The organism is uncultured Flavobacterium sp., from assembly GCF_963922255.1.
Lineage (GTDB): Bacteria > Bacteroidota > Bacteroidia > Flavobacteriales > Flavobacteriaceae > Flavobacterium.
In genome coordinates this window covers 365,380-379,648 of the sequence record NZ_CAWUIC010000001.1, presented here as the reverse complement: position 1 = coordinate 379,648, position 14,269 = coordinate 365,380, and the positions used below count along the sequence as shown (strand labels likewise).

The 14,269-nt window shown below is 29.9% G+C and carries 8 protein-coding genes; 7 read left to right on the top strand and 1 reads right to left on the bottom strand.

The window, feature by feature from the left end:
* Positions 1 to 23: 23 nt before the first annotated feature.
* The gene (locus AABJ49_RS01835; RefSeq protein WP_338375591.1) at positions 24 to 2,084 is read right to left on the bottom strand and encodes a M1 family metallopeptidase; all 2,061 of its coding nucleotides are present in this window, start codon (positions 2,082 to 2,084) and stop codon (positions 24 to 26) included.
* A gap of 140 nt (positions 2,085 to 2,224) precedes the next feature.
* Here AABJ49_RS01835 and recG point away from each other — a divergent pair, with 140 nt between their 5' ends.
* From recG to AABJ49_RS01800, 7 genes are all read left to right on the top strand, one after another.
* Positions 2,225 to 4,330: an ATP-dependent DNA helicase RecG gene (gene recG / locus AABJ49_RS01830; protein WP_338375590.1), complete on the top strand. Its 2,106-nt coding sequence runs from the start codon at positions 2,225 to 2,227 to the stop codon at positions 4,328 to 4,330.
* A 108-nt stretch (positions 4,331 to 4,438) separates the two neighbouring features.
* Complete coding sequence (locus tag AABJ49_RS01825; RefSeq protein ID WP_338375588.1) at positions 4,439 to 5,506, top strand: efflux RND transporter periplasmic adaptor subunit; 1,068 nt, start codon at positions 4,439 to 4,441, stop codon at positions 5,504 to 5,506.
* 2 nt (positions 5,507 to 5,508) lie between these two features.
* Complete coding sequence (locus AABJ49_RS01820; protein WP_338375587.1) at positions 5,509 to 8,598, top strand: efflux RND transporter permease subunit; 3,090 nt, start codon at positions 5,509 to 5,511, stop codon at positions 8,596 to 8,598.
* 3 nt (positions 8,599 to 8,601) lie between these two features.
* Positions 8,602 to 9,906 carry a TolC family protein gene (locus AABJ49_RS01815; protein WP_338375585.1) on the top strand — a complete coding sequence of 435 codons (1,305 nt, stop codon included), beginning with the start codon at positions 8,602 to 8,604 and terminating at the stop codon, positions 9,904 to 9,906.
* Between the two features lie 47 nt (positions 9,907 to 9,953).
* Positions 9,954 to 10,817, top strand: a complete 864-nt coding sequence (locus tag AABJ49_RS01810; RefSeq protein WP_338375584.1) for a bestrophin family ion channel — start codon at positions 9,954 to 9,956, stop codon at positions 10,815 to 10,817.
* Positions 10,818 to 10,939: 122 nt separating this feature from the next.
* Entirely contained in the window at positions 10,940 to 13,369 is a 2,430-nt protein-coding gene (pheT, locus tag AABJ49_RS01805) for a phenylalanine--tRNA ligase subunit beta (RefSeq protein WP_338375582.1), read from the top strand.
* 133 nt (positions 13,370 to 13,502) lie between these two features.
* Entirely contained in the window at positions 13,503 to 14,153 is a 651-nt protein-coding gene (locus AABJ49_RS01800; protein WP_338375580.1) for a hypothetical protein, read from the top strand.
* Positions 14,154 to 14,269: the final 116 nt, after the last annotated feature.

The following is a 14,269-nucleotide window of genomic DNA, read 5'->3' as shown; positions in this document are numbered from 1 at the left end:
CTTAAAGGTATAAAATTGTATTATTATTCGTTTAAAAAGTAATCTATTCTATTACTAATTTCAACTGAAGATACGCTTTTTAGATTTTCTAATTTTGATTTTATGGTTTGAGATTTTAATAATTCTCTCAAAGTATCTTTTGCAAATTTTACGGCTTGCCATTTTTGATGAAGAGATAAATCAATCAGAGATTTTAAAACCGTATCTGTTACTTGATTTAATTGCATTAAATTTTCAATGGCTTTTTGTCTTACATTTATGTTATACCCTTCTTTGGTCATTTGTTCTAATTCAGTAATAGCAGTTTCATAAATTACAGGGTCATTTTTGTAAGTAACGGCTTTTAAAATGAGATGTGCAAATCTTAAATTATAATCTTGTCCAATCCAAGACCTACTAATATCTACATATTTTGTTCTAAGATCTTTAAAAGTAGTCCAAAGTTTGTATAAAGCTATTTCTCTATTGATATAAGAATGATCTGCAAACATTTTTTCATATTGTGGTTTTAGTTCTTTAGGAATTAAGTCGAAAGATTCAGCCATTGTTCTTTTAGCTCTAATATCTTTTAAGTCAAAGATTTGAAACACAAATTCTCTTTTATCTAAATAAGCTACATCTTTTAATTGATATACTATTTCTTGATAAATTGGGTGAAAATGTTTATCTTCCAAAATAGCTTTGAAATTAGATTTTTTATTATTGAAATAAACAGTTTCTAATTGTCTAACTGCAAGATATTCTTTCATGAATTTACTATCTTTTATACAATTTACAGCTTCATTCCAATCAAAAAAAGCATTTTCTAACCATTTCTTTTTAAAAGCTGAAACATCATAATCTGAAACATTTTTAATTTCGGCTAAAAAATCATCGGTTTCAACTGTTCCATACTGGTATTTTTTTAGATAATTTTTAATGGCTTTATCAAATTTGTCTTCTCCGATATTTGCTTGAATCACAAATAAAGCCCAAGCTCCTTTTTTATACAAAGTCAATGAACTGGCTTTGTCACTTAAAATAGGATTGTCATCTTGTAAGGAAGCTTCTCTTAATTCTTCTGCCATCATTAATAATTCATTATTGAAATAATCATCTCCAAAAACTTCTCTTTCGGCTAACAAGGCATAATATGTTGCAAATCCTTCTTGCAACCAATGGTGTTTACTTTCTTTCGCAGTTATCAAATTACCAAACCATTGATGAGCTAATTCATGAGCATTTACATTTACATAATTTTTATCATTGAAACCAACATTGTCAACTACAAAATCTTCTGAAAAAATAGTAAAGGTTGTGTTTTCCATTCCAGCATATAAAAAATCTCTAATTGGAGCTTGTCGATATACTTTCCAAGGATAATCAACTCCAATTTTTTTCTCAAAAAAATCAAAAATATCTTTGGTATACTTGTAAGTTGATTCAAATTTATCTTCATCTTTTTTAGCTAAATATAACTCAATTGGAACTTTTGAATTTGAAGTCACAATTTGCTTTTCAAATTTACTGACTACTAAAGCTACCAAATACGAACTCATTGGATTTTTCATCTCATAAGTCCATTTAGTTTCATTGGTTTGAAAATCTTTTTCAATCAATTCTCCATTAGTAAGCACATAAAAGGATTTATCAAAAGTACACGAAAGGTTAAAAATCAATTTTTCATTCACATCATCAAAACTTGGTAACCAATTACTCGTGTATTTACCTTGTCCTTGTGTCCATATTTGTAAATCGTCACCACTTCCTGTAAAATATAATGCTTGTTTTGGATTTGCTTCGTATTCAAATGATAAAATATTTTTCCCTTTTTTATAGCCTTCTGTTAAAACCAATTGTTTTTCTGTGGCAATAAACTCGACTTCTTTTTTATTGATAGTTAGCTTATCAAATTTCATATTTACAGCATCAATTTTGATGTTATCAATCTCTGAAAGCACTTCAAATTCATAGGTTACTTTTCCTGAAATTGATTTTGAATTTACATTTAGAGTCAAATCAGCTGTTAGCTCTTTAAAATCAACTTTTAATGTTTGCTGTCCAAAACAAATACTACTTATTAAAAAGAGTACTATATATTTCATAATTTTAAATATTTTAGTAAAGAAATCCTCTTATTGAATCAAAATTGTATGGATTGATTATCAAATTTACTAATTTAAACTTATCTTCGCTTTATAGTTTTTTAGTAAAAAAATCAAACTTATAAACAGGCAAAAAGTATATGAATAATCTATTAGAAACTCCCATAGAATACCTAAAAGGTGTCGGTCCACAGCGTGGAGAGTTGTTTCGAAAAGAACTAAATGTTCATAAATATGCTGACTTGATCAATTTATTTCCCAATAGATATATCGATAGAACGAATTATTTTAAAATCAACCAACTTCAAAATACAAATTCCGAATTCCAAATAATTGGAAAGATTATCAACATAAAAACCGTTGAGGCTGGCAAAGGAAAATCACGTTTAGTAGCAACTTTTATTGACGATACTGGACAAATGGAATTGGTTTGGTTTAGAGGTCAAAAATGGATTAGAGAAAGTTTAAAAATTAATGAAATTTATGTCATTTTTGGAAAAGTATCTCAATTTGGAGGTATATTTAATATGGCTCATCCAGAAATGGAATTGTTAGCGGAACACAAAGCTAATCTTCGTTCAGCCATGCAACCTGTTTATCCAAGTACAGAAAAACTCAATAATAAAGGAATTACCAATAAAGTAGTCAATAAATTAATGCAGCAATTGTTTCTAGAAACGCATGCATTATTCTCGGAAACCTTGCCTGATTATTTACTTGAAAACTTAAAGTTGATTCCTAAAAAAGAGGCTTTATTAAATATTCATTTTCCAAAAAGCCAAGATGTATTAGCCAAAGCCCAATTTCGATTAAAGTTTGAAGAATTATTCTTCATTCAACTCCAACTCATTACAAAAAACTTAATCCGAAAACACAAAATTAAAGGTCATCCTTTTGAAACGGTTGGTGAAAATTTTAATAATTTCTACCAAAATCATTTACCTTTTGAGTTAACCAATGCACAAAAAAGAGTATTGAAAGAAATTCGAAATGACATGGGAAGTAATGCTCAAATGAACCGTTTATTGCAAGGTGATGTTGGTTCAGGGAAAACAATTGTAGCTTTAATGTGTATGTTAATGGCAAAAGATAATGGTTTTCAAAGTTGCTTGATGGCTCCAACAGAAATTTTAGCCAATCAACATTTTATTGGTTTAACCGAATTAGCTAAAGATTTAGACATCAATATACAAATACTCACTGGTTCAAGTAAAACTAAAGAACGAAGATTGATTCACGAAGCTTTAGAAAATGGAACTTTAGACATATTAATTGGAACACATGCTTTACTTGAAGATAAAGTAAAATTCCAAAATTTAGGATTAGCTATTATTGACGAACAACATCGTTTTGGTGTAGAACAACGTAGTAAATTGTGGAAGAAAAATGATATTCCACCACATGTTTTGGTAATGACTGCAACCCCAATTCCAAGAACATTAGCAATGAGTTTGTATGGTGATTTAGATATTTCAGTAATTGATGAATTGCCTCCAGGAAGAAAACCCATTCAAACAGTACATCGTTTTGACAGCAATCGTTTAAAAGTCTGGAAGTTCATTAAAGACGAAATCGCAAAAGGAAGACAAATCTATATAGTCTATCCGTTAATTCAAGAATCTGAAAAAATGGATTACAAAGATTTGATGGATGGTTATGAAAGTATTTCACGCGATTTTCCTTTACCAGATTACAGTATTTCAATTCTTCACGGGCAAATGAAACCAGCAGACAAAGATGAAGAAATGAGAAGATTTGCAGCTGGAAAAACCAATATAATGGTAGCAACCACTGTAATTGAAGTTGGTGTAAATGTTCCCAATGCTTCGGTTATGATAATTGAAAGTGCAGAACGTTTTGGTTTATCGCAATTGCATCAATTACGTGGAAGAGTTGGTCGTGGAGCCGAACAAAGTTATTGTATTTTGATGACCAGTCACAAATTAAGTGAAGATAGTAAAGTTCGAATGGAAACCATGGTTCGTACCAATGATGGTTTTGAAATTGCTGAAGTAGATTTAAAACTTCGTGGTCCAGGTGATTTAATGGGAAAACAACAAAGCGGTGTTTTAAATCTTCAAATTGCTGATTTAGTTAAAGATAAAGACATTCTACAACTTGCTCGACATGAAGCTGTAAAATTACTTAAAGTAGATGCACCAATGGAAAAACCTGAACATAAAAAACTACGTGAAGTTTTTATAGAAATGAGCAAAAAGAAAAACATTTGGAATTACATTAGTTAAAGGATCGTTCGAAAATAAATCTTCACAATTGTTAAATAAATTATAAGGAATTGGCTTTCTAAACTATGAAAAAGTAGATTTGTTGTTATTATACTTTAAAGTCATACAATGAAGCTCAAAACATTAATTTTAACCCTTATAATTATCCTTTTTATTGGCTTTATTGGCTATCGCATAAAAAGTAATTTAGATAAATCTTCTGCTCAAACCAATAAGCCTGTTGGTGATAAAAAACCTTCTACTAAAGTTAATGGAATTGTCGTTACTGAAGAAAACTTTTCTAATATCATTTCTGTTTCTGGTTCAATTGAAGCTAACGAACAGGTTGAAATAAGAAGTGAAGTTTCTGGTATCGTAGAAAACATTTATTTCAAAGAAGGAACAAATGTAACCAAAGGGCAAACGCTTTTTAAAGTCAATGATATTGAATTAAGAGCACAATTAGCACAAGCTAATACAAGAAAGAATTTAGCTGGTGAAAATGAAAGAAGAGCCAAACTTCTACTAGAAAAAGAAGCTATAAGTCAAGAAGAGTACGAAATTGCTAGTGCTGAATATAGAAGTCTTCAATCACAAGCGCAATTAATACAAGCTCAAATTGCAAAAACAGCCATTAAAGCTCCTTTTTCAGGAAAAATTGGTTTGCGAAACATTTCTCCAGGAACTTACCTTACTCCTACTACAGTTGTTACCAATTTAGTTAGTTCAAACGAATTAAAAATCACATTTTCTATTCCAGAAAAATATGCTTCTGAAATAAAAATGAATAGTGAAATAGAATTTACTGTTTCAGGTTCAGATGAAATCTTTAAAGCTTCAATTTATGCCATTGATCCAAGTGTTGATGTAGCTACCAGAACATTATTAGTTCGTGCAAAAACAAACAATAAACAAGGTAAATTATTTCCTGGAACTTATGCTAACGTAAAATTACCATTAAGTAACATTAAAGATGCTATTTTAATTCCTTCTGAAGCTATTATTCCAATTCAAAATGGAAAAAAAGTATTTATTTCTGAAAAAGGTAAAGCAAAAGAAGTAAAAATTGAAACTGGAACAAGAACAGAAGAGTCTATTTTAGTTATGGATGGTTTAAAAGCAGGTGATACTTTAATTACAACTGGAATCATGAGTCTAAAACCAGAAACAGCTGTTGAAGTAACCCTTAAAAAATAAGTATGAGTTTATCTACATTAAGTATAAAAAGACCTGTTCTTACTATTGTATTAAATCTTGCCATTATCTTATTTGGATTTATTGGTTATAAATTTTTGGGAGTTAGAGAATATCCTTCAATAGATCCCGCTCAAATTTCAATACGAACAAATTATACTGGTGCAAATGCTGATATTATTGAATCTCAAATTACTGAACCTTTAGAAAAAGCTATAAACTCTATTGATGGAATTCGAAATATTACTTCTTCAAGCAATCAAGGAAGTAGTAGAATTACTATCGAATTTAACTTAGAAAAAGATTTAGAAGAAGCTGCCAATGATGTTCGTGATAAAGTTTCGCAAGCCATACGAAGTTTACCTGAAGATATAGATTCACAACCCATAGTTTCCAAAGCTGATGCTGATAGTGAAGCTATCATTTCAATGACGGTTCAAAGTGAAACCAGAAATGCTCTAGAACTAAGTGATTATGCAGAAAACGTAATTGGTCAACGTTTAGAAACAATTCCCGGTGTAAGTGGTGTTCAAATTTGGGGTGAAAAAAGATATGCCATGCGATTGTGGATTGATCCTTACAAATTAGCATCCTATGGATTAACTGTTTCAGATGTCAGACAAGCTTTAAACGATCAAAATGTTGAATTACCTTCTGGAAAAATAACAGGAAATAATACTGAATTAACGGTGAAAACAGTTGGAAATCTAACAACTTCAGAAGAATTCAACAACATTATTATAAAAGCAGATGGTGATAAAATTATTCGATTAAGTGATGTTGGTTCAGCTAATTTAGGCCCTGAAAATTTAGAATCTAAATTAACACAATCAGGAAAACCTATGGTTGCTGTTGCAATTGTTCCATTACCAGGTGCAAATTACATTGATATTTCTAATGAGTTTTACAAAGAATATGAAAAACTAAAAAAAGATTTACCCGAAGATATTAAATTAAACATTGCTATAGATTCAACGGTTTTTGTAAAACGATCTGTAACCGAAGTTGTTGAAACGTTGATGATTTCAATAATATTAGTAATTCTTATCATTTATCTATTTTTTAGAAATTGGGCTATTGCATTTAGACCATTAATTGATATTCCTGTTTCTCTTATTGCAACATTTTTTATTATGTGGATGTTAGGGTTTTCCATAAATGTTTTGACTTTACTAGCAATTGTTCTTGCTACTGGATTAGTTGTAGATGACGGAATTGTCGTCACCGAAAATATTTTCAAAAAAGTGGAAGAAGGAATGACACCCATTGAAGCTGCTATAAAAGGTTCAAACGAAATCTTTTTTGCTGTAATTTCCATTTCAATTACGTTAGCAGCCGTATTTTTACCTGTAATTTTCTTAGAAGGCTTTGTGGGACGACTCTTTCGGGAATTTGGTGTCGTAATTGGTTCAGCCGTTTTGGTTTCAGCTTTTGTATCATTAACCTTAACACCAATGTTAAATGCTTATTTAATGAAAGGTGGTGAACAAAAAAGAACCAAATTTTATGATTTAACTGAACCCTATTTTATAAAAATGAATAAAGGTTATGCCTTTTATTTAGAACGATTTATAAAACACAAATGGTATAGTTTTGGAATTATTTTTGTGTGTTTTGGGTTAATTTACTTGTTTTTTAATGTCTTACAAAAAGAAACAGCACCATTAGATGATAGAAGCGGATTTGTAATGCGAATGTCAACACCTGAAGGAGCAACTTATGAGTACACCGATAGATTCATGCAAGAAATGTCACAATTAGTTGATGATTCTATTCCTGATAAAAAAGTTAGTTTAGTAATTACTTCTCCAGGTTTTGGTGGAAGTGGTTCTGTAAATAGTGGTTTCATTAGAATGGCTTTAAAAGATCCAAGCGAAAGAGAAAAATCGCAAATGGAAATTGCAGATGAATTATCAAAATGGACTAAAGGTTTTCCAGATGTTAAAACTTCTGTAATTCAACAACCAACTATTTCAGTTAGTCGAAGAGGTGGTTTGCCTATTCAATACATAATTCAAGCTCAGAATTTTGAAAAACTTCAGGAGAAAGTGCCTTTATTTATGGAGGAAGCTTCAAAAGATGAAACTTTTTCAATGGTTGATGTCAATTTAAAATTCAACAAACCTGAACTTAATGTTTCTATTGATAGAGAAAAAGCAAAAAGTTTAGGTGTTTCTGTTATTGATATTGCACAAAACTTACAATTGTCATTAAGTGGACAGCGTTTTGGTTACTTCACAAGAAATGGAAAACAATATCAAGTAATTGGACAGTTTTTAGAAGAAGATAGAGCAACACCTTTAGACTTGACATCAATTTTTGTGAAGAATGATAAAGGAGAATTAATTCAAATGGATAACGTAGTTACTATAGAAGAACAAAGTAATCCACCACAATTATACCATAATAACAGATATATGTCAGCTACAGTAAGTGCTGGTTTAGCTCCTGGAAAAAGTATAAATGATGGAATTAATGCTATGGATGCTATAAAAGCTAAAGTTTTAGATGAAACTTTCACAACGGATTTAGGTGGAGAATCAAGAGATTTTGTAGAAAGTAGTTCCAATACTTCTTTTGCCTTTGGATTAGCTTTATTATTGATTTTCTTAATATTAGCAGCTCAATTTGAAAGCTTTATTGATCCATTTATTATCATTTTAACGGTTCCAATGGCAATTGCTGGTGCCTTATTTTCGCTGTGGTTATTTGATCAAACATGGAATATTTTTAGCCAAATTGGCACAATAATGCTAATTGGTTTGGTAACCAAAAACGGGATATTAATTGTAGAATTTGCCAATCAATTGCGAGAACAAGGTAAATCAAAATATGATGCCATAATGGAAGCATCAGAATCAAGATTACGTCCTATTTTAATGACTAGTTTAACTATTGCATTAGGAGCTTTACCAATTGCATTATCAATTGGAGCTGCTTCTGAAAGTAGAATGGGAATGGGTGTTGTTATTGTGGGAGGAACAATGTTCTCCTTAATATTATCACTTTTTGTAATTCCAGCTATTTATTTAGTTTGGTCAAGAGATAGAAAACACCGTCCAGAATTTGATAACATTGAAGCTTTAGAAAAATAAATCATGTCTAATATTATAAAATATACTTTACTCCTATTAGCAAGTTTTCAAATACAGGCTCAAGAAGTTTTGTCTATTGAAGATGCTATAAAAATTGCTTTGGAAAACAATTATGAAATAAAAATTGCCAAAAACAATTTAAAAATAGATGAAACAAATAATAATTTAGCAAATGCTGGAATCTTACCGGCTTTGAATGCTAATGTAGTTAATAACAATAGTCAAATTGACACAAAGCAAACTCAAGCAGATGGTTCTACAAGAGAACTAAATAATGCTAAAAACTATAGCTTGAGTTATGGTGTTGGTTTAGATTGGACAATTTTTGATGGCTTAAATATGTTTGCCAGAAAAGAGCAATTAGCAACTTTAGAAGCACAAGGAGAATCTGAATTACAAGCTACTATTTTGAATCGAATTAGTGATGTATATTTAACTTACTATGATTTAGTACAACAACAGCAAGTTATGGCTTCTATTGACAGTGCAATTGTAATTTCAAATCAAAGAGTAAAAACAGCAGATAATCGTTTTTCAATTGGTAAAGCATCAAAACTTGAACTTTTAAATGCACAAGTAGACTTGAATACAGATAAAAGTCTATTATTGAGTCAGAAAGAACTATACAAAAATACCAAAATTAGATTAAACGAATTATTAGCAAGAGATTTACAAACCGATTTTAAAGTCAAACAAGAAATCACTTTTGAAGAAAATTTAGTTTATGATGAATTAAAAGATTTGGCAGCTAAGCAAAACCCACAATTACAAGCCCAAATTCTCAATAAAAAGTTAGCAGATTTAAATTTAAAACAAATTAAAGGAAATCGATATCCAACAGTTCGATTAACTTCTGGTTACAATTTTACACGTTCAGAAGCTTCATTAGGGTTCATCACGCAATCATCTGGACAAGGATTTGTATATGGAGTTTCAGCAAGTGTTCCTATTTTTAACGGCTTTTTACAAAATAAAAGAGAAAAATCAGCTGAATATGAAGTCGAAAACGCATCAATTACCTTAAACCAACAAAAATTAGCATTGGAATCTCAACTAGCATCATTTTATCAAAGCTATCAAACCAACTTAGAACTCACAAAAATTGAAAAAGAAAATGTTGAAATTGCCAGTCAAAATCTTGATATAACGCTTTCTAAATTTAAAATTGGCACAATTACTACAATCGAAGTTAGAACAGCACAACAAAACTTTATTGAAGCTTCAGTTCGTTATGCAACAGCTCAATATCAAACTAAATTAGCAGAAATTAATTTAAAAGAATTAAGTGGAACGTTGAGTTGGGATTAATTTTTCTAATTTTACATTCATTTAAATTTTAAATCTTTCAATTCAAAATGGTACAATACAACCCAAAAGACTGGATTACTTTTATATTTCGATTTCATAAAGCCGATACATTTCGTCAATTAATTCCCATGATGATTTTTATAGGATTATATTCTTATGGCATTGCTTATTTAGAATTAGAATATTGGAAATTATCTAAAGATAGTCACGTAAAAAACATTACCATAATGCACGGAATGTTGGGTTTTGTAATTTCATTATTATTAGTTTTCAGAACAAACACTGCTTATGATCGTTGGTGGGAAGGACGAAAACATTGGGGTTCATTAGTTAATAATAGTCGAAATTTAGCCATTAAGCTTTCTGTAATATTAACTGAGGAAAACGATAAAAACTTCTTTAGAAAAGTAATTCCAGGTTATGCTTCCATCTTACAAAAACATTTAAATAATGAAGAAACAGCCAAAATGCTATTTGAAGACTTGGAATTGGATATAAACCATCAAAATCATAGACCTAATCAAGTAGCCAAAATGATGTTTCAAAAAGTGCATGATTTACATGTAAGTGGAAAAATTTCGGGTGATCAATTAATAATTATAAATAGTGAAATTCAATCTTTTACAGACATTTGTGGAGCTTGTGAGCGAATTAAAAATACACCTATTCCCTACTCTTACAGTTCTTTCATCAAGAAATTTATATTCTTTTATATAATGACATTACCTTTTGGATATGTTTTTAGTTTAGGATATTATGTAATTCCTGTTGTAGTTTTTACTTTTTATGTTTTAGCCAGTTTAGAACTTATTGCAGAAGAGATTGAAGATCCTTTTGGTGATGATGCAAACGATTTACCAACCAAGAAATTAGCCAGTAATATCAAAAAACACATTGAAGAAATAATATAAATGAGGTTGTAGGTTATGGGTTGTAGGTTTTTAACAATTTTCATAAACCTTGAATTTTCTAAATTCTAATTCTAAATTCTAAATTTTAAAACTATCTTTGCACCTTTAAAAATTCGAATAAAATGCGTATTTCATACAACTGGTTAAAACAATTTATTAAAATAGACTGGGAATCAGAAGAAACAGCTGCTTTACTTACCGATTTAGGTTTAGAAGTAGAAGGTGTAGATAAATTTGAAAGCCTAAAAGGTGGTTTAGAAGGAATTGTTGTAGGTCACGTTTTAACATGTGAAAAACATCCTGATGCTGATAAATTAAAAATCACAACCGTAGATTTGGGTGACGGAAATGCTCCTGTTCAAATTGTTTGTGGTGCTCCAAACGTAGCTGCTGGTCAAAAAGTACCTATTGCCACAATTGGAACAAAATTATACGACAAAGAAGGAAATGCATTTGAAATCAAAAAAGGTAAAATTCGTGGACAAGAAAGTCATGGAATGATTTGTGCCGAAGACGAATTAGGTCTTGGGGAAGGTCATGACGGAATTTTAATCTTAAACGAAGATTTAAAACCTGGAACTTTAGGAAAAGATGTTTTCAATATAGAAAGTGATGAGGTTTTTGAAATTGGCTTAACTCCAAATCGTGCAGATGCCATGAGTCATTGGGGTGTTGCTCGTGATTTAAAAGCAGGATTAATACAAAGTAATGTTACTAGTGAATTAATCACACCTTCCGTAAGTAGCTTTAATGTTGACAGAAGAACTTTAAAAATAGCTATTGAAGTCGAAAACAAAGAATTAGTTCCTCGTTATTGTGGAGTCACAATTTCTGGAGTTACTGTTAAGACTTCTCCTTCTTGGTTACAAAATAGATTAAAAGCCATTGGATTAAGTCCAAAAAACAATATTGTTGACGTTACAAATTATGTAATGCACGAATTGGGGCAACCTACACACGCTTTTGATGCTAATAAAATCAAAGGCAATAAAGTTATTGTTAAAACTGTAAAAGCTGGAACAAAATTCACAACGTTAGATGGTGTAGAACGTGAATTAGATGCAGAAGATGTAATGATTTGCAACGCTGAAAGTCCAATGTGTATTGCTGGAGTTTTTGGAGGAATAGAATCAGGTGTCACAGAACATACTACTAATATATTTTTAGAAAGTGCTTATTTTAATCCTGTTTCGGTTCGTAAAACAGCTAAAAGACATGGTTTAAATACAGATGCTTCTTTCCGTTTTGAAAGAGGAATTGATCCAAGCATTACTGAATATGCTTTAAAACGTGCCGCTTTATTGATTCAAGAAGTAGCTGGTGGAGAAATTACTTCTGATATTACTGATGTTTATCCAAAGAAAATTGAAGATTTTAGTGTTTTCGTGACTTTTGACAGAATCAACAAAGTAATTGGTGAAGAACTGAAAAAAGAAACCATCAAAACCATTTTAACTTCTCTAGAAATTAAAATCAATAACATTACTGAATCTGGTTTAGGACTTACTATTCCTTCGTACAGAGTTGATGTGCAAAGAGAAATTGACGTTATCGAAGAAATTCTAAGAGTTTATGGTTACAACAGTATTGGTTTCAATACCAAAGTGAGTGCTACTATTGCCAATTCACCGAGAACAGAAGAATACAAAGTACAAAATATCATTTCAGACCAATTGTGTTCTCAAGGATTCAATGAAATGATGGCGAATTCGTTAACTTCTCCAGATTATATCAAATTATCAGAACAGTTGACTGAAAATGAAACGGTTCATATCATAAACCCATTGAGTACTGAACTTTCTGCCATGAGACAATCGTTATTGTTTTCTGGTTTGGAAGCTATATCTTTCAACATCAACAGAAAAAAATCAAATTTACGTTTGTTTGAGTTTGGAAAAACCTATCACAAAGTTGAAAATGGTTATGACGAAAGAAAGCATTTGTGTTTATATCTTACTGGAAATAAAACTGCTGAAAACTGGAACACAACTGCAACAAAATCGGACTTCTTTATGATAAAAGGTTATGTGATGGCGTTATTAACTAGAATTGGCTTAGACCAAAAAGTTAGTACATTACCTGTAGAAAATGATGTGTTTTCAGAAGGATTAGCTTTAGCCATTGGAAGAGAAACGATTGCTGAGTTTGGTATCGTAAAAAAATCCATTGGTAAATCGTTTGACATTAAGCAAGAAGTAGTGTATGCTGACATCAACTGGGCTGCTATTCAAAAATATGTTTCAAATAAATTAAAGTTAACTGAGATTTCTAAATTCCCAGAAGTAAGAAGAGATTTGGCCTTATTAATCGACAAAGAAGTAACTTTTGAAGCTTTATACAAAATAGCCAAACAAACCGATAAAACATTAATCAAAGAAATCAGTCTTTTTGATGTGTATGAAGGTAAAAACCTACCCGAAAACAAAAAATCATACGCTATGAGCTTTATCATGAGCGATGACAAAAAAACATTAGAAGACAAACAAATTGAAAAAGTAATGCAAAAACTGCAAGCTAACTTTGAAAAAGAAGTTGGTGCAACTTTGAGATAACAAATTCCCATGAAAATGGAAATCTTCTCAACAAACTGTTTATCTTATAATAATTATATAAAATCCAAAAGTTTAGGCTTTTGGATTTTTTTGTGGGTTTTTGTTTATATTTACACGTAATAATAATAAAATTATGGAAGCAAACTATGTTTGGAAAATAATACCTCTCCTTTTTTCAGGTTTAGCACTATGGATTTCTATAAGAGTTTTTTTTCTTTTTTACAGAAGAGAAATACAAAAGAAACAATTAGATTTAGTATTAAAATTAATTAAAAATTTCCAAAAATGTGATATCAATATTTCATGTTCAAAATTTTCTGAAAAATCAATAATTTATGTACATATAAATAAAGGAAATTTATTCCATGTTGCAAAAACAAGAATTAATAGAAAATATTTTTTATCTAAATTAGAAGAAGAATCTTTTAATTATCCAGTTTTTATGACCGAAGAAACAATTAATAGGATTGAAATTATGGATTTTATTAGAAATCCAATGCTTCCAAATAAAATTGCAAATTGCTTAAGACAAGCTTTTCCCAAAAATATAACCTATTCTGAGAAAAATAGTAATAACTGCGATTTAATTCAAATTGATGAATATAGAATTCTAGATTCAAAAAAAATTAAAGAATTAAAAAATGATGAATATATAATTTATGTATCAAATTTAGGAACTAATTATGGTGATTTTTTAACAAATATTAATAAAACTAGTTCTGAAATAAATAAGTTTCTTAAAAAAGTTGGTGTAAAGAATCTTAATATAGAATGGAATGAATAAATTAAAAAAAATGAACCATTACAAAATCTGTAAGACTGAAATCAAAATAAATATTTTTTTAATTTTAAAAAAGCACTAGTTTTAAATAGAATAGTCATATGTCCTTTTTTAGCAAC

What these genes read in the sequence shown, in the direction of transcription:
- AABJ49_RS01835 (WP_338375591.1), bottom strand. Translation starts at nt 2,084, where the DNA reads ATGAAATATATAGTACTCTTTTTAATAAGTAGTATTTGTTTTGGACAG.
- recG (WP_338375590.1), top strand. Translation starts at nt 2,225, where the DNA reads ATGAATAATCTATTAGAAACTCCCATAGAATACCTAAAAGGTGTCGGT.
- AABJ49_RS01825 (WP_338375588.1), top strand. Translation starts at nt 4,439, where the DNA reads ATGAAGCTCAAAACATTAATTTTAACCCTTATAATTATCCTTTTTATT.
- AABJ49_RS01820 (WP_338375587.1), top strand. Translation starts at nt 5,509, where the DNA reads ATGAGTTTATCTACATTAAGTATAAAAAGACCTGTTCTTACTATTGTA.
- AABJ49_RS01815 (WP_338375585.1), top strand. Translation starts at nt 8,602, where the DNA reads ATGTCTAATATTATAAAATATACTTTACTCCTATTAGCAAGTTTTCAA.
- AABJ49_RS01810 (WP_338375584.1), top strand. Translation starts at nt 9,954, where the DNA reads ATGGTACAATACAACCCAAAAGACTGGATTACTTTTATATTTCGATTT.
- pheT (WP_338375582.1), top strand. Translation starts at nt 10,940, where the DNA reads ATGCGTATTTCATACAACTGGTTAAAACAATTTATTAAAATAGACTGG.
- AABJ49_RS01800 (WP_338375580.1), top strand. Translation starts at nt 13,503, where the DNA reads ATGGAAGCAAACTATGTTTGGAAAATAATACCTCTCCTTTTTTCAGGT.